This window comes from Streptomyces parvulus, assembly GCF_014648855.1.
Lineage (GTDB): Bacteria > Actinomycetota > Actinomycetes > Streptomycetales > Streptomycetaceae > Streptomyces > Streptomyces parvulus.
Genome location: NZ_BMRX01000006.1, coordinates 211,327 through 227,691, shown reverse-complemented (window position 1 = coordinate 227,691; position 16,365 = coordinate 211,327). Strand labels below are relative to the sequence as shown.

14 protein-coding genes are annotated in these 16,365 nt (G+C 72.1%); 9 read left to right on the top strand and 5 right to left on the bottom strand.

Annotation, left to right across the window (positions count from 1 at the left end):
• Nucleotides 1–12 precede the first annotated feature (12 nt).
• Entirely contained in the window at nt 13–993 is a 981-nt protein-coding gene (locus IE108_RS13105; protein ID WP_064727702.1) for an aldose epimerase family protein, read from the top strand.
• Between the two features lie 90 nt (nt 994–1,083).
• On the opposite strand, the gene IE108_RS13100 is transcribed toward IE108_RS13105, so the two are convergent.
• Nucleotides 1,084–3,534 carry a beta-glucosidase gene (locus IE108_RS13100; RefSeq protein WP_064727703.1) on the bottom strand — a complete coding sequence of 817 codons (2,451 nt, stop codon included), beginning with the start codon at nt 3,532–3,534 and terminating at the stop codon, nt 1,084–1,086.
• Between the two features lie 160 nt (nt 3,535–3,694).
• On the opposite strand from IE108_RS13100, the gene IE108_RS13095 reads away from it, so the two are divergent.
• Nucleotides 3,695–4,984, top strand: coding sequence for a pyroglutamyl-peptidase I (locus IE108_RS13095; RefSeq protein WP_064727704.1), 1,290 nt, complete (start codon nt 3,695–3,697; stop codon nt 4,982–4,984).
• On the opposite strand, the gene IE108_RS13090 is transcribed toward IE108_RS13095, so the two are convergent.
• From IE108_RS13090 to IE108_RS13080, 3 genes are all read right to left on the bottom strand, one after another.
• Nucleotides 4,956–5,780 carry an EI24 domain-containing protein gene (locus tag IE108_RS13090; RefSeq protein WP_064727705.1) on the bottom strand — a complete coding sequence of 275 codons (825 nt, stop codon included), beginning with the start codon at nt 5,778–5,780 and terminating at the stop codon, nt 4,956–4,958. The two genes, IE108_RS13095 and IE108_RS13090, sit on opposite strands and share 29 nt — an antisense overlap.
• 94 nt (nt 5,781–5,874) lie before the next feature.
• Nucleotides 5,875–6,294, bottom strand: coding sequence for an organic hydroperoxide resistance protein (locus IE108_RS13085; RefSeq protein ID WP_064727706.1), 420 nt, complete (start codon nt 6,292–6,294; stop codon nt 5,875–5,877).
• 91 nt (nt 6,295–6,385) lie between these two features.
• Nucleotides 6,386–7,408 carry an NADP-dependent oxidoreductase gene (locus IE108_RS13080; protein WP_064727707.1) on the bottom strand — a complete coding sequence of 341 codons (1,023 nt, stop codon included), beginning with the start codon at nt 7,406–7,408 and terminating at the stop codon, nt 6,386–6,388.
• A 105-nt stretch (nt 7,409–7,513) separates the two neighbouring features.
• Here IE108_RS13080 and IE108_RS13075 point away from each other — a divergent pair, with 105 nt between their 5' ends.
• Nucleotides 7,514–7,954 (top strand): MarR family winged helix-turn-helix transcriptional regulator, encoded by a 441-nt coding sequence (locus tag IE108_RS13075; RefSeq protein WP_064731734.1) that lies wholly within the window; start codon nt 7,514–7,516, stop codon nt 7,952–7,954.
• 21 nt (nt 7,955–7,975) lie between these two features.
• On the opposite strand, the gene IE108_RS13070 is transcribed toward IE108_RS13075, so the two are convergent.
• Entirely contained in the window at nt 7,976–8,749 is a 774-nt protein-coding gene (locus IE108_RS13070; protein WP_064727708.1) for an SCO2400 family protein, read from the bottom strand.
• A 213-nt stretch (nt 8,750–8,962) separates the two neighbouring features.
• Here IE108_RS13070 and IE108_RS13065 point away from each other — a divergent pair, with 213 nt between their 5' ends.
• The 6 genes from IE108_RS13065 (at nt 8,963) to mmsB (ending at nt 16,318) form a co-directional block, all read left to right on the top strand.
• Nucleotides 8,963–10,129 carry a mandelate racemase/muconate lactonizing enzyme family protein gene (locus tag IE108_RS13065; RefSeq protein WP_064727709.1) on the top strand — a complete coding sequence of 389 codons (1,167 nt, stop codon included), beginning with the start codon at nt 8,963–8,965 and terminating at the stop codon, nt 10,127–10,129.
• Nucleotides 10,126–11,130 (top strand): zinc-dependent alcohol dehydrogenase, encoded by a 1,005-nt coding sequence (locus IE108_RS13060; protein ID WP_064727710.1) that lies wholly within the window; start codon nt 10,126–10,128, stop codon nt 11,128–11,130. The genes IE108_RS13065 and IE108_RS13060 overlap by 4 nt, the downstream gene beginning before the upstream one ends.
• A 134-nt stretch (nt 11,131–11,264) precedes the next feature.
• Nucleotides 11,265–12,236, top strand: coding sequence for a glycosyltransferase family protein (locus IE108_RS13055; protein ID WP_064727711.1), 972 nt, complete (start codon nt 11,265–11,267; stop codon nt 12,234–12,236).
• Nucleotides 12,237–12,375: 139 nt separating this feature from the next.
• A complete protein-coding gene (gene chvE / locus IE108_RS13050; RefSeq protein WP_064727712.1) occupies nt 12,376–13,485 on the top strand; it encodes a multiple monosaccharide ABC transporter substrate-binding protein in 1,110 nt (369 codons plus the stop codon).
• 32 nt (nt 13,486–13,517) lie between these two features.
• The gene (gene mmsA, locus IE108_RS13045; protein ID WP_064727713.1) at nt 13,518–15,077 is read left to right on the top strand and encodes a multiple monosaccharide ABC transporter ATP-binding protein; all 1,560 of its coding nucleotides are present in this window, start codon (nt 13,518–13,520) and stop codon (nt 15,075–15,077) included.
• Complete coding sequence (gene mmsB / locus IE108_RS13040; RefSeq protein ID WP_064727714.1) at nt 15,074–16,318, top strand: multiple monosaccharide ABC transporter permease; 1,245 nt, start codon at nt 15,074–15,076, stop codon at nt 16,316–16,318. The genes mmsA and mmsB overlap by 4 nt, the downstream gene beginning before the upstream one ends.
• Nucleotides 16,319–16,365 lie beyond the last annotated feature (47 nt).

Sequence of the window (16,365 nt, the reverse complement as noted above, 5' to 3'; positions counted from 1 at the left end):
TAGAGTTCGCACATGAACGAACTCTTCGGCACACTTCCCGACGGCACGCCGGTGCACCGCTGGACCCTGGAGCGGGCCGGAGTGCGGGTACGGGTCCTGTCGTACGGCGGGATCGTCCAGTCGCTGGAGGCCCCGGACCGGGACGGGAACACCGCGGGCGTGGTGCTGGGGTTCGCGGACCTGGACGGCTACCTGCGGCACCCGGAGCCGTACTTCGGCGCGCTCGTCGGGCGGTACGCCAACCGGATCGCGGGCGGCCGGTTCGCGCTGGACGGGCGCACCTACACCCTGGCGCGGAACAACGGGCCGAACTCGCTGCACGGCGGTGAGCGCGGTTTCGACAAGCGGGTGTGGGACGTGGAACCCGTCGGGGACGGCGGGCACGGCGTCCGGCTGAGCCTGATCAGCCCGGACGGCGAGGAGGGCTACCCGGGCCGGGTGGAGATCTCGGTGACGTACACCCTGGAGGAGCGCGGCGCGCTGCGGATCGACTACGAGGCGGTCACCGACGCGCCGACCGTGCTGAACCCGACCAACCACAGCTACTTCAACCTGGGCGGCTCCGGGCACGCGGGCGGCCACGAGCTGCGGGTGGCGGCCTCCCGGATCACACCGGTCGACGCGGGCCTGATCCCGGCGGGCGAGCCCGAGGACGTGACGGGCACGCGGTTCGACTTCCGCCGGGCGCGCAAGGTGGGCTCGGGGTACGACCACAACTTCTGCCTGGACAAGGGCGTGACGACGGCGGCCGAGGAGGTCGCGGAGCTGTACGACCCCGCGTCGGGGCGGGCGCTGACGGTGGCGACGACCGAGCCGGGGCTCCAGGTGTACACCGCCGACCAGCTGGGCGAGCCCTTCGCTCCCGGTGACGGCATCGCGCTGGAGACGCAGCACTTCCCGGACTCCCCCAACCGGCCGGACTTCCCGGGCACGGTGCTGCGTCCGGGCGAGGTGTTCCGCTCGCGGACGGTGTACGGGTTCTCGGCGCGGTAGCCGGGGGGACGGACCCGGCGAGCCCCGGCCCGGCCGTCAGGTTCCGGGCCGGGGCTGTTCGCGGGGGGATGCCCTCGCGGGTGTCCCGGTTCAGACGGTAATCGCCGCGGTGATCCGGCGGTCGGCGATCGAGCGTCCGATGCCGAGTTCGTACGAACCCTTCACAAACGCCCACGAGCCGGTCGACTCGTCCCAGACCTCGAAGGCGCGGCGCGGCAGCTCGACGGTGACCTCGACGTACTCGCCGGGCCCGGCCTCGGCGCCGGCGAATCCGGCGAGTGCGCGGGCGGGGCGGCCGGGGTCGGGTTCGGCGGGGGCGAGGTAGACCTGGACGACCTCGCGGCCGGGGCGGTCACCGGTGTTGCGCAGGCGGACGGTGACGGCGGTGCCGTCGACGCGGGCCGACTCGTAGGTCCAGTCGGTGTAGCCGAGGCCGTGCCCGAAGGCGTACGACGGGGTGCGGCCGGCCCGGTCCCAGGCGCGGTAGCCGATGAACAGGTCCTCCTCGTAGGGCAGCTCGCCGCCGGCCGGGGCGACCCGGGTGACCGGTGCGTCGGCCAGGTCGCCCCAGGTGGTGGGCAGCCGCCCGCCGGGCTCGTGGGTGCCGGTCAGGACGTCGGCGAGGGCCGCGCCGCCCTCCTGGCCGGGGAACCAGCCGAGCAGCACGGCGGCGACCTCCTCGCGCCAGGGCAGTTCGACCGGGGAGCCGGAGTTGACGACCACGACGGTGCGGGGGTTGGCGGCGGCGACCGCGCGGACCAGGTCGTCCTGGCGGCCCGGGAGGCGCAGGTCGGTGCGGTCGAAGCCCTCGGACTCGACGCGTTCGGTGGTGGCGACGACGACCACGGCGGTCTCGGCGGCGGCCGCGGCCCGGGCCGCCTCGGCGATCAGCTCGTCCGGGTCGTGCCGGGGCCCGGCGTGCGCGAGGGCGAAGGTGACGACCTTCATCCGGTCGCCGTCGGGGAGGTCGACGACGTGGGTGAGGGACACGTCGACGGGCTCGCCGGCGGTGAGCCGCACCTCGGCGCGCGGCTCGGGGGCGCCGAAGAAGGACAGGAACGGGTCGTCCTTGGCGGGGCGCTGGACGCCGTCGTAGTACGTGGTGCCGTCGACGGTGAGGGTGAAGGCGCCCAGGCCCTTGATGCCGAAGGTGTGCGGGCCGCTCTCCTCGGGGGTGAAGGTGCCGGTCAGCTCGACGGTGTGCAGCCGGTCGTGGGTGACGCCGTCGGGCAGGTCGGACCCCATCCACTGGATGTGCCCGCTCGGGGCCGAGCCGGTGCCGGTGATCGTGCCGTCCGCGTCGCGGCAGACGGCCCGCAGGACGAAGCCCCGTCCGGCGACGGCGAGTTCGGTGTTCGGGTCGGCGCCGACCCGGTAGCTCAGGGTGCCTTCGGGGAGGGCCGCGGTGAGGCCGTCGAGCGGGGAGACGACGCGGGCCGGGAAGACGGTGGCGGAGCCGCCGCCGAGGACGCGGGCGTCGCGGGCGGCCGCTCCACAGAGGGCGACGGTGCCGGGCCGCAGGGGCAGCGCGGGGCCCTCGCCGCCGACGGGTTCGTTGCGGACGAGGACGAAGGAGCGGCGGGCGATCTCACGGGCGAGGGCCGGGCCGTCGACGTCGGCGGGCGGTGCGGTGACGGCAGGTGGGGCGCCGCCGAGGACGCCGACGCGGGCGGCGAGCCGCAGCACGTTGCGCACGGCCGCGTCGACCTCGGCCTCCGTGACCTCGCCGGCGCGCACCGCCTCGGCGAGCGCCCGCCCGTACACGGTCCTGGGGCCGGGCATGGCGACGTCGAGGCCGCCCCTGAGGGCTCCGGTGGTGGACCGGGCGGCCTGCCAGTCGGAGACGTTGAAGCCGTCGAAGCCCCAGGCGCCGCGCAGCACCTCCTGGACCAGGTGGCGGTGCTCGGTCATGGTCGGCCCGTTGACCGAGTTGTAGGCGGTCATGACGCCCCAGGGCCGGGCGTCCGCCACGATCGCCTCGAAGGGGGCCAGGTACAGCTCGTGCAGCGCGCGTGCGGAGACCAGGTTGTTCACGGTGAAGCGGTCGGTCTCGGCGTCGTTGGCGACGAAGTGCTTGACGGTGGTGCCGACGCCGCCGGACTGGACGCCGCTCACGTAGCCGGTGCCGATCCGCCCGGTCAGGAAGGGGTCCTCGCTGTAGGCCTCGAAGTGGCGGCCGCCGAGCGGGGAGCGGTGCAGGTTGACCGTGGGGGCGAGGAGCACGTGGACGCCCTTGCGGCGGGCCTCCTGGGCGAGGAGCACGCCGGCCCGGTGGGCGAGGCCGGGGTCCCAGGTGGCGGCGAGCGCGGTGGGCGAGGGCAGCGCGACGGACGGGTCGTCGGCGGTCCAGCGGACGCCGCGCACGCCGACCGGGCCGTCGGACATCACCAGGGACCGCAGGCCGATCTCCGGCAGGGCCGGCAGGCTCCACATGTCCTGCCCGGACAGCAGGCGGGTCTTCGCGTCCAGGTCCAGCGCGGCGAGCGCCGTCCCCACCGCCGCCTCCCGGGCCGCGTCCCGGCCATCCCGTACGTCCGCCATCGCGGGGCCTCCTCGTCGAATGCGTGAACGTGTGCATCCTTCCTCGCCCACCCGCGTTCGAACCGGGACCGCCGCCGCGCCGTAGCGCGCGCCGCTTCCGTCACGCCATACTGCGGCCGTCCGCAGCGCACCCCACGGCGACGGAAGGACCTGGACTCCCTTGAGACCCATACGTGTTCGGATCGGCGTACTCGGACTGGCCCTGGCGGCGGGGCTCGCCGCCCCGGGAACGGCCGCGGCGGCGCCTCCGGGGGCCTCGGCCGCCGTGCCCGCCCCGACGGCCGAGGAGCTGCGGCTGGACGGGGACGTGCCCCGCGAGATCCTGCGGGGCTCCGGATTCGCCACCGCGGCACCGGCGTTCGCGCGGGGCCTCGGGCGGGCGGACTCCTACCGGGAGGCCCGGCGCGTGGTCGTACGGGAGGGCTCCGCGCTGTGGCGGCGGGCGGTGGACCGGGCCCAGGGGCGCGGGCCGGCACACGGCACCCTCAGCCGGGACGACGACCGGCCGCTGTACTGGGCGCGGCTCGCGATGACCCGGGAACTGCGCACCTGGGAGCCGCGGTTCGGGCTCGGACAGGCGCAGCGGGCCGCGCTGCTCGACGAGTTGGAGCGCACCTCGCGGGGGCAGACCGACATCCGCGTGCCGCGAGGGGGCGGTGACCGGGGCAAGGGCCTCAAGCGTGTGCTGCTGACCGGCTTCGACCCCTTCACCCTGGACCGCGACATCCGCATCTCCAACCCGTCAGGCGCCGCCGCGCTCGCCCTGGACGGCACGGTGATCGACACCGCGGACGGGCCCGCCCGGGTCGAGACGGCCGTGTTCCCGGTGCGCTGGCGGGACTTCGCGGAGGGGACGGTGGAGCGGGCGCTGCGGCCGTATCTGCCGGGCGTCGACCTGTTCACCACGGTGAGCCAGGGCCGGGTCGGGAGGTTCGACGTGGAGCGGACCAACGGGGCCTGGCGGGGCGGCTTCCCCGACAACGAGAACGTGTCCCGCACGGAGACCGTGCCGGTCGCCGACCCGGCCTCGCAGCCGCAGTGGACGACGACCACGCTGCCGTACGCGGCGATCACGGCGGCGGGGACCGGGCGCTTCCCGGTGTACGACAACACCAGCGTGACCGAGATCCCGGCGGGCTCCGCCCAGGCGGTCGTACGGCCGGACGGTCCCACGCCCGGTTCGACGGCCCGGGAGGGCGGCGGCGGGAACTACCTGTCCAACGAGATCGCCTACCGGGCGACGCTGCTGCGCGACCGCCTCGGACTGCGCGCCACGCTGCCGGGCGGGCACGTGCACACGCCGGTGCTGCAGTTCGGGGCCGGGAACACCGATCCGGCGACGGGGGCCGTCACGGACCCCGAGTTCGTGCGCAACCGGCTGGACATCGTGGCGCAGGTCCGGGCGATCGTGGCCGTGGCGGTCAGTGCGCCGGAGCCGGACCGGGGCTGACCGCCGGGTCGGCGGGGCCGCCGTCGGAGCGGTCGTCGCGGCCGTCGCGGGTCTCCTCGCCCAGCAGTTCGCGGGCGAGGAGCGTGGCGCCGGCGACCGCGCCCGGCATCAGGAACACGGCGACGAAGGGCACCAGGAAGGACACGGCCAGCGGGGTGCCGAAGCCCCACACCAGCGTCTTGCGGGAACGCAGCAGGGCGAGGCGCTCGCGCAGCTCGACGCCCCGGCGCTGGAGGGCGACGGAGGTCAGTTCCTCGGTGAGGAAGAAGCCGGTGACGAAGAAGCCGATCACCGGAACGACGGTCTGTCCGACGAACGGGATGAACCCGAGGGCGAAGAGCAGTACGCCCCACAGGGCGGCGCGCACCAGGATCCGCAGGCTGTCGCGGCCGGAGAGCCACAGCTCGCGCCAGAGCGGCAGGTCGGACTCGGGGGCCGTGCCGTCCGGGGAGACGTCGCGGTCGACGCGTTCGGACAGGGCCTCGTAGAAGGGCTGTCCGACCAGCAGCGTGACGGCGGTGAAGGTGAGGACGGCGAGCAGCAGGGCGAGGGCGAACAGGACCACGGTCAGGAAGCCGCGGAACAGTCCGGACCAGGGGCTCGACCAGTCGTCGGCGAACGGGGTCGCCCAGGAGACGAAGTCCGTGCCCCACATCGCGAGCGCGACCAGCGCGGCCGCGTAGAGGACCAGTGTGATCAGGCCCGGGACGAGTCCCAGGCCGTAGCTCTTGCCGTGCCGGGCCATCCAGCGCTGGCCCTTCAGGAGATGGCCGAATCCCGCCCCAAGATCGCGCATGGGCGGAACTCTACCGGTGGCCCGCCCCGCGCCGCGCTCCCCCGGCCGCCCGGGGGCGACGGGAGCGCGGCGCGGGCCGGCGTCGTGCCCCGGGTCAGACCAGCGTGACGGTGATGTTGCCGCGGGTCGCCTTCGAGTACGGGCACACCTGGTGGGCCTTCTCCACCAGGGACCGCGCGGTGGCGGCGTCCACGGCGGGGATCTCGGCGGAGATCTCGACGATGATGCCGAAGCCGTCGTCGTTCTTGCCGATGCCGACCTTGGCGGTGACGGTGGAGCCGGAGATGTCGGCGCCCTCCTGGCGGGCGACGACGCCGAGCGCGCCCTGGAAGCAGGCGCTGTACCCGGCGGCGAACAGCTGCTCGGGGTTGGTGCCGGCGCCGTTGCCGCCCATCTCCTTGGGCGGGTTCACGACCAGGTCGAGCTTGCCGTCATCGGTGGACACCCGTCCGTCGCGGCCGTTCTCGGCGGTGGCGACGGCGGTGTACAGGACCTCGGACTGCTGGATGGGCATGCGGTGTCTCCTCCTCGGTCCGCCGTGACTCGCGCCCACGACCACGACGGATTTCGGAATGACGCTACCGCATGCCGGAAGAGCCGGGAAGTCAGAGCTTGACGATCATCTTCCCGGTGTTGTCGCCGCGCAGAACGCCGAGGAAGGCCTCCAGGTTGTTCTCGATGCCCTCGACGACCGTCTCGCGGTACTTCAGCGCGCCCGAGGCGACCCAGGGGCCGACCTCCTCGACGAACTTCGGCTGGAGGTCGTAGTGGTCGCCCACGAGGAAGCCCTCGATGCGGCCGCGGGTCTGGATCAGGCGGGCGAGGTTCTTGGGACCGGGGGCGGGCTCGGTGTTGTTGTAGACGGAGATCGCGCCGCAGATGGCGATGCGGCCGTTCAGGTTGAGGGAGCCGATGGCCGCCTCCAGGTGGTCGCCGCCGACGTTGTCGAAGTAGACGTCGATGCCGTCGGGGGCGGCGGCGCGCAGCTGCTCGCTCACCGGGGCGTCCTTGTAGTTGAAGGCCGCGTCGAAGCCGTACTCGTCGACGAGCAGCCGGACCTTCTCGTCCGAGCCGGCCGAGCCGATCACCCGGGCGGCGCCCTTGAGCTTCGCGAGCTGCCCCACCTGGCTGCCGACGGCGCCGGCCGCGCCGGAGACGAAGACCGTGTCGCCCTCCTTGAAGGAGGCGGTGCGCAGCAGGCCGACGTACGCGGTGAGGCCGGTCATGCCGAGCACGCCGAGGTACGTCGACAGCGGCGCGGCGTCCGGGTCGACCTTGACGGCGCTCTTGGCGTTCACGGCGGCGTACTCGCGCCAGCCGAGGAAGTGCAGGACGTGGTCGCCGACGGCGAAGCCCTCGGCGTTGGAGGCGACGACCTCGCCGACCGCTCCGCCCTGCATGGCCTTGCCCAGCTCGTAGGGCTCGGCGTAGGACTTGGCGGCGCTCATGCGGCCGCGCATGTAGGGGTCGACGGAGACGTAGAGGTTGCGCACCAGGACCTGGCCCTCGCGCGGGGTGGGCACCTCGGCCTCGACGAGGGCGAAGTCCTCGGGCTTCGGCCAGCCGACCGGGCGGGTCACCAGGTGCCATTCGCGGTTGACGGCGGGGAGGGAGGGGGAGTCGGTCATGGGGCGCCTTTCGTCGTGGCCGCGATGGGCGAGATGCTTCAGGTTATGAAACAACCATGCGACTGAACATTTCACCTTGTCAAACAAATGGGTACCCTGGATCGCATGGCCACACCACGCGACACCACGCGCCGACCCGACGCACTCACCCTCGAAGTCGTCGAGCTGATCGGAGAGGTCGTGGCCCGCTTCCACGCCGACTACGAGGAGGCGGCGGCGGAGCGCGCCCTGACCGGGGCGCAGGCCAAGCTGCTGAGCCTGCTGTCGCTGGAGCCGCTGCCCATGCGCAAGCTCGCGCAGAAGCTGAAGTGCGAGCCGTCGAACGTCACGGGGATCGTGGACCGGCTGGAGGCGCGGGGCCTGGTCGAGCGGCGCCCCGACCCCGCCGACCGGCGGGTGAAGGTCGCGGCGGCGACGGAGGAGGGCCGGCGGGTGGCCCGGGGGCTGCGCGATTCCCTGCGGTTCGCGCGGGAGCCGCTGGCGGGGCTTTCGGAGGGGGAGCGGGTGGCGTTGCGGGACGCGTTGCGGAGGATGCTCCAGGACTGAGCCGGCGGCGCCGTCAGCGCCTCACGTGCACCACCACAGGAACCGGTCGCACGTCTCGGTCGGCGTCGGTTCCGGCTCGTCCGGTGGGGTGGGGGTGGTCGTCGGGGGCGGGTCGTCGGAGCCGGGGGTCGACGGTGCGGGATCCGGGTCCGGGTCGCGGGTCGGGGTGCCGGGCCGGGCCGGGGGGCGGGACGCGGCGGGGGTGCCGGACTCGGGGGACGAGTCGGAGGCGTCGGGGTCGGGGGACTCCGACGGGGACGCCGATGCCGACGCGGAGGCGTCCGGGGACGGGGTGCCCGAGGCGGTGGTCCTGTCGGAGGCCGCGTCGACCGGGACCGCCGAGCCCTCCCCCACCTCCTCCGTCGCCGCGCCGTCCGCGGTCTCACCCCCGGCGGCCGCCGGTTTGGGCGGCGAGTGCGGGGCGTCCATGCCGAGTTCGGCGAGGCTCAGGCCGCCGGCCGCCAGGACGAAGCCCGCGGCGACGAACAGGGCCCGGCGGCGGCGCCGGCGGTGCGCGGCGGCCTTGCGGTCGCGGCGGCTGGAGGGGGCGCCGGGCGGGGTGTCGTCGTCGGCCTCGTCGAGCGCGGGCTCGTCGAGCGCGGGCTCATTCATGGCGGGTCCGTCGACCGCGGGTCCGTCGGCCGGGGCCGTGTCGGCGGCGGCGTACGGCGGAGTGTCCGTGCGAGTCGCCGTCAGGGGCGGCTCGGCGGCGCGGAGTTGTTCGACGGGCGTACCGCACCCGGGGCAGGCGAGGGCGCCGTTGAGGTGCCGTCGGCACGGGTGGCAGTAGTCCATGACGCGGGAAGATTAAGTTCCGGGGCGGCCGGGTTCCTAGAGGCGGCTGTGAAGGTTGTGTGGGAAAGCGCCCCGACCGCGCCGCCGGACCTGTCGAAACTGCCGAAACCGTTGTGTGTCCGACCCATTGACACTCCGACCGCCCCGTCCTTACTGTCACGCCAGCATTTCGAACGAGTGACGAAATATCGAACACAGCGAGGGGCAGCGGCCGTGCGCATCACCGGAATCAGCACACACGTGGTCGGGACGCCGTGGCGCAATCTGACCTACGTCCAGGTGCACACCGACGAGGGCGTCACCGGAGTCGGCGAGACCCGGATGCTGGGGCACACGGACGCCCTCGTCGGCTATCTGCGGGAGGCGGAGGCCAACCACGTCCTCGGCTCCGACCCCTTCGCCGTCGAGGATCTGGTGCGCCGCATGAAGTACGGCGACTACGGCCGGGCCGGCGAGATCGTGATGTCCGGCATCGCCGTGATCGAGATGGCCTGCTGGGACATCAAGGGCAAGGCCCTCGGGGTCCCCGTGTGGCAGCTGCTCGGCGGCAGGGTCACCGACAGGGTCAAGGCGTACGCCAACGGGTGGTACACGACGGAGCGGACGCCGGAGGCGTACCACAAGGCCGCGCGCGGCGTGATGGAGCGCGGGTACCGGGCGCTGAAGATCGACCCGTTCGGCACCGGGCACTTCGAACTGGACCAGCGGGATACCAACTACGCCGTGTCGCTGATCGAGGCCGTGCGGGACGCCATCGGACCCGACGCCGAGCTGATGCTGGAGATGCACGGGCGCTTCTCCCCCTCCACCGCGGTCCGGCTCGCGCGCGAACTCGCGCCGTTCAAGCCGGCCTGGCTGGAGGAGCCGGTCCCGCCGGAGAACCTGAAGGCGCTGCGGAAGGTCGCCGAGAAGGTCGACATCCCGGTCGCCACCGGTGAGCGCATCCACGACCGGATCGAGTTCCGCGAGCTGTTCGAGGACCAGTCGGTGGACGTCATCCAGCCCGACGTCGGCCACATCGGCGGCATCTGGGAGACCCGGAAGCTGGCCGCGACGGCCGAGACGCACTACACGCTCGTCGCCCCCCACAACGTGGGCGGGCCCGTCCTCACCGCCGCCTCCCTCCAGGTCGGCTTCACCACGCCGAACTTCAAGATCCTGGAGCACTTCAACGACTTCGCGGACGCGGAGATCAAGAAGGTGGTGAAGGGCGCCCCGCAGGTGGACCCGGAGGACGGGTGCTTCCACCTGTCCGACGCGCCCGGACTCGGCGTCGAGCTGGACACCGACGCGGCGGCCGAGTTCCCGCAGCAGCAGGCCCGGTTCGACCTGTGGGCCGAGGGCTGGGAGCAGCGCAGGCCCAAGGGGACGCAGGGATGAGCGGCGCGGTCGTCGTCGAGGCCCCCGGGGCGCACCGGCTCGTGCCGCACGAGCCCGCCGAACCCGGTCCCGGCGAGGTGCTGGTGCGGGTGCACGCGGTCGGGATCTGCGGCAGCGACCGCGAGGTCTACCAGGGCAACCGGCCCGAGGGGTACGTGCGTTACCCGCTCGTCCCCGGCCACGAGTGGTCGGGGACCGTGGAGCGGACCGGCGCGGGGGTGCCCGGGTCGCTGGCCGGCCGGAAGGTCGTGGGCGAGGGCTTCCGCAACTGCCAGATGTGCGACCGCTGCCACGCGGGCGAGACGACGCTGTGCACGGCGGGGTACGAGGAGACGGGGTTCACCCGGCCGGGGGCCATGGCGCCCACGCTGACCCTGCCCGCGCGCCTGCTGCACGTGCTGCCCGACGACGCCGACCTCACCGCCGCCGCGTTGCTGGAGCCCGCGGCCTGCGTCGCCGCGGCCGCGCTGAAGGCGAGGGCGCGGCCGGGCGACCGCGTCGCCGTCGTCGGCACCGGCACGCTCGGCATGTTCGCCGTGCAGTTCTTCCATGCCGCGTCCCCGGCCGAGCTGCTGGTCGTCGGCACGCGCCGGGACCGGGAGGAGCTGTCGAGGCGGTTCGGGGCGAGCGACTTCCGCACCAAGGACGGCCCGCTCCCGGACGACTTCGACCTCGTGATCGAGACCGCCGGGTCCGCCGACGCCGCCCGCACGGCCGCAGGGCTGCTGCGCAGGGGCGGGCGGCTGGTGCTGACCGGCATCCCGGCGCCGGGCGCCGACGGTCTCGACCCGACCGACCTGGTGGTGCGGCAGCTGGAGGTGCGGACCGTCTTCGGAGCGCCGCCGGACGCGTGGGCGCACACGGTGCGGGGCTTCGCGGCCGGCCTGCTCGATCCGCGCCCGCTGGTGACCCACGAGCTGCCGCTCGACCGGTTCGCCGAGGCCCTGGAACTGGTGGGCTCCGGTGACCCGCGGGTGGGCAAGGTGCTGCTGCGCCCGTGACGCCCGCCCCCGCGATCCGTACGCCGGTACGGAGGTGACCCGACGGCCTCCGTACCGGCGTACGCCGCCGGACCGCGCCACCCACGCCCTGTTCCACGAACATCGTCCGACATACCGAACACGAAGGACAGCTTGTGACCGACGCACCCGCCACGGCCGCCGTACGCAGGCCGGGCGAACCGGCGCTCACCGCCCTCGGGCTGGCGCCGCCCGCCCCCGACCCCGCCGACGCCTCCCCGCACTCCTTCCCCGGCGGCGGCCGCTGGCGCACCGAGATCCCCTCCTGCGAGGGGCCGGAGGCGCTCGGGGTGGTGCTGAAGGAGTCCTCGCGGCTGGACGTGCCGATCCACCGGATCAGCCAGGGCAGCGGCGTGTGGATGCTGAGCGACGCCGAGATCACCGAGATGGTCGAGGCCACCGCCGAACGGGACATCGAACTCTGCCTGTTCACCGGCCCGCGCGGCACCTGGGACATCGGCGGCTCCACCCGCACCGACTCCGGCGGGGCCGGTCTCAGGGCCCGCGGCCACGACGCGGTCGCCGGCTGCGTCGAGGACGCCGTGCGCGCCACCGAGCTGGGCGTGAAGTGCCTGCTCGTCGCCGACGAGGGGGTGCTGTGGACGCTGCACCGGGCGCGGGCGGCCGGCCTCCTGCCGGCGGACACGACGCTCAAGGTCTCGGCGCTCGTCGGACCGGTCAACCCGGCCTCGTACGCGGTCTACGAGCGGCTCGGCGCGGACTCCGTGAACGTGCCCAGCGACCTGACGCCGGACCACCTGACCGAAATACGGCGGGTTTCGGCCGCGCCCATGGACCTGTACATCGAGGCCCCGGACGACCTCGGCGGCTACGTGCGCATGTACGAGGTCGCCGAGCTGATCCGGCGCGGCGCCCCGCTGTACCTGAAGTTCGGCCTCGCCAAGGCGCCCGGCATCTACCCGTACGGCCACCACCTGCGCGAACTCACGCTCGCCACCGCGAAGGAGCGGGTGCGGCGCGGGCGGCTCGCACTCGACCTGCTCGCCCGGCACGGGGCGGACGGCGAGATGGCCCCGCTGGGCTCCCGACTGCCCGGCCCGCTCAACCGGTTCGAGATCTCGTCATAACGTTCCGGAAACTCCCTTCTCAAAAGAAGACACAGCCGCGCACAATCCCACACACCTGCTCTCGGTCGATCCACCCGCAGCCTTCCTCCCGTGCTGGCACCACCGGACCGAGCCCTGACCCAGATCAAGGATGATGACCATGCGCAACCGCAGAGCCGCTCTCGCCGCCCTGGCCTCCGCCGCCTCCCTCGCCCTCACGCTGACCGCCTGCGGCCAGAACAGCGAGGGCGGCAGCGACGACGACAAGGGCGGGTCCGACGGCGCCACCATCGGCATCGCGATGCCCACCAAGTCCTCGGAGCGCTGGATCGCGGACGGCGCCAACGTCGTCAAGGAACTGAAGGCCAAGGGGTACAAGACCAAGCTCGTCTACGGCGAGGACGACCCGGACCAGCAGGTCTCCCAGATCGAGAACATGATCACGCAGGGCGTGGACGCGCTGATCGTGGCCGCGATCGACAACAAGTCCCTCAACAACGTGATGCAGCAGGCGAAGGACTCCGACATCCCGGTCATCTCCTACGACCGGCTGATCCTCGGCACCGAGAACGTCGACTACTACGCCTCGTTCGACAACGAGAAGGTCGGCGAGCTGCAGGGCGGCTACATCCTCGACAAGCTCGGTCTGAAGGCGGGCGAGAAGGGCCCCTTCAACATCGAGCTGTTCGCCGGCTCCAACGACGACAACAACACCAAGTACTTCTTCCAGGGCGCGATGAACGTCCTGAAGCCGTACATGGACAAGGGCCAGCTCGTCGTCCGCTCCAAGCAGACCGCCCTCAACCAGGTCACCACCCTGCGCTGGGACGGCGGCACCGCCCAGAAGCGCATGGACGACCTGCTGACGTCCAGCTACCGCAGCGCCAAGGTGGACGCGGTGCTCTCGCCGTACGACGGCATCTCCATCGGCATCCTGTCCTCGCTGAAGTCGGACGGCTACGGCTCCGCGAGCAAGCCCATGCCGGTCGTGACCGGTCAGGACGCCGAGGTCGCCTCGGTGAAGTCGATCATCGCGGGCGAGCAGACGCAGACCGTCTACAAGGACCTGCGCCAGCTGGCCAAGGTCGCCTCCAACATGGTCGACGCGGTCCTGAACGACAAGAAGCCCGAGGTCAACGACACCAAGTCCTACGACAACGGTGCCAAGGTCGTGCCCGCCTACCTGCTGCAGCCGGTGAGCGTCGACAAGGCGAACTACCAGAAGGTCCTCGTCGACGGCGGCTACTACACCGCGGACGACCTCAAGTAACCGGGCTCCCTCAAGGATTGGAAGGCACGACCATGGCGGGACCCGTCCTGGAAATGCGCTCGATCGTCAAGACCTTTCCCGGTGTCAAGGCGCTGTCGGACGTCACGCTGACCGTTCGCCAGGGCGAGGTCCACGCCATCTGCGGGGAGAACGGCGCCGGCAAGTCGACCCTGATGAAGGTGCTCTCCGGCGTCCATCCGCACGGCAGCTACGAGGGGGACGTCCTCTTCGAGGGCGAGGGCTGCCGGTTCAAGGACATCCGGGCGAGCGAGCAGCACGGCATCGTGATCATCCACCAGGAGCTGGCGCTGGTGCCGTACCTGTCCATCGCGGAGAACATCTTCCTCGGCAACGAGCACGCCAAGCGCGGGCTGATCGACTGGAACGAGACCCTCAGGCACGCCGCCGAACTGCTGCGCCGGGTGGGTCTGGACGAGCACCCGGAGACCCGGGTCGCCGACATCGGGGTGGGCAAGCAGCAGCTCGTGGAGATCGCCAAGGCGCTCTCCAAGAAGGTGAAGCTGCTCATTCTCGACGAGCCGACGGCGGCGCTCAACGACGAGGACAGCGGCAAACTCCTCGACCTGATCCTCCAGTTGAAGGACCAGGGCATCACCTCGATCATCATCTCGCACAAGCTGAACGAGATCCGCCGGGTGGCCGACTCGGTCACGATCCTGCGCGACGGGCGCTCCATCGAGACGCTCGACGTGAAGGCGGCGGAGACGACCGAGGACCGGATCATCTCGGGAATGGTCGGCCGCGACCTGGAGAACCGCTTCCCGGACCGGACGCCGCACCACCCCGAGGAGGGGGCGGCGCCCGCGCTTGAGATCCGCAACTGGACCGTGCACCACCCCATCGACCAGCAGCGCAAGGTGGTCGACGACGTCTCCATCGAGGTCAGGCGCGGCGAGATCGTCGGCATCGCCGGGCTGATGGGCGCGGGCCGCACCGAGCTGGCGATGAGCGTCTTCGGCCGCACCTACGGCCGGCACGCGGCCGGCACCGTGCTCAGGGACGGTACCGAGATCCGCACGAAGACCGTCCCCGAGGCGGTCCGGCACGGCATCGCGTACGTCACCGAGGACCGCAAGCATTACGGCCTCAACCTCATCGACACCATCAACCGGAACATCTCGCTGACCGCGCTGGGCAAGGTCGCCCGGCGGGGTGTGGTCGACGAGCACGGTGAGCGGCAGGTGGCCGAGGGCTACCGCAAGTCCATGAACATCAAGGCGCCGACCGTCTTCGAGCCGGTGGGCAAGCTGTCCGGCGGCAACCAGCAGAAGGTCGTCCTCAGCAAGTGGATCTTCGCGGGTCCCGAGGTGCTGATCCTGGACGAGCCCACGCGCGGGATCGACGTGGGCGCCAAGTACGAGATCTACACGGTCATCGACCGGCTGGCCGCCGAGGGCAAGGCGGTCGTCTTCATCTCCTCCGAGCTGCCGGAGCTGCTCGGCATGTGCGACCGCATCTACACGATGGCCGCGGGGCGGCTGACGGGTGAGTTCTCGCGGGCCGAGGCATCGCAGGAAGCGCTGATGCGTCGGATGACGAAGGACAAGACGGACAAAGAGGTAACGCGATGAGCACGGACGTGACCGCCAAGACCCCGGCCCCCGCGCCGCCCGGCAGAGGGGGGTCCGCCGCCGGCGACGGGCTGCTGCGGCTGATGCTCGACGGCATGCGCCGCAACATGCGCCAGTACGGCATGCTGATGGCCCTCGGCCTGATCGTGGTGCTGTTCGCCGTGTGGTCCGACGGCGACCTGCTGCTGCCGCGCAACGTGTCCAACCTGGTGCTGCAGAACAGCTACATCCTGATCCTCGCGATCGGCATGATGCTCGTCATCATCGCGGGCCACATCGACCTGTCGGTCGGCTCGCTGACCGCGTTCATCGGCGCGATCGCCGCCGTGCTCATGGTCGACAACGACCTCGCCTGGCCGCTCGCGGTGGTGCTCTGCCTCGCCATCGGCGCGGCCGCGGGGGCGGTGCAGGGGTTCTTCATCGCGTACCTCGGCATACCGTCGTTCATCGTGACCCTCGCGGGCATGCTGCTGTTCCGCGGTCTGACCGAGATCTTCCTGAAGGGCCAGACGCTCGGCCCGTTCCCCAAGGACCTCCAGAAGGTCGCCAACGGCTTCCTCCCCGAGGTCGGGCCGAACACGAACTACCACAACCTGACGCTGCTGCTGGGCTTCGCCCTGATCGCCTTCGTGGTCTACCAGGAGGTCCGCGACCGCAAGCGGCAGCAGGAGTTCTCCCTCGACGTGCTGCCGGCCAAGCTGTTCTGGCTCAAGGTGGTCGCACTGGTCGCCGCGGTGCTCGTCGTCACCCTGCTGCTCGCCAGCTACAAGGGCGCGCCGGTGGTGCTGCTCATCCTGGGCGTGCTGGTCGTCGGCTTCGGCTACCTGATGCGCAACGCGATCCTCGGCCGCCACATCTACGCCATCGGCGGCAACCTGCCCGCGGCCAAGCTGTCCGGCGTGAAGGACAAGAAGGTCACCTTCCTGGTCTTCCTGAACATGGGCATGCTCGCGGCGCTGGCCGGCCTGGTCTTCGCCGCCCGCTTCAACGCGGCCTCCCCCAAGGCGGGCCTCAACTTCGAACTGGAGGCCATCGCCGCCTCGTTCATCGGCGGCGCCTCGATGAGCGGCGGCGTCGGCACCGTCCTCGGCGCGATCATCGGCGGTCTGGTCCTGGGCGTGCTCAACAACGGCATGAACCTCGTCGGCATCGGCACCGACTGGCAGCAGGTCATCAAGGGCGCGGTGCTGCTGGCGGCGGTCGGGTTCGACGTGTGGAACAAGCGCAGGGTCGGTTCATAGGCCCCCGGGCCCCGCCGACGGACGCGGGGCCCGCTTCTTTCCCGGAA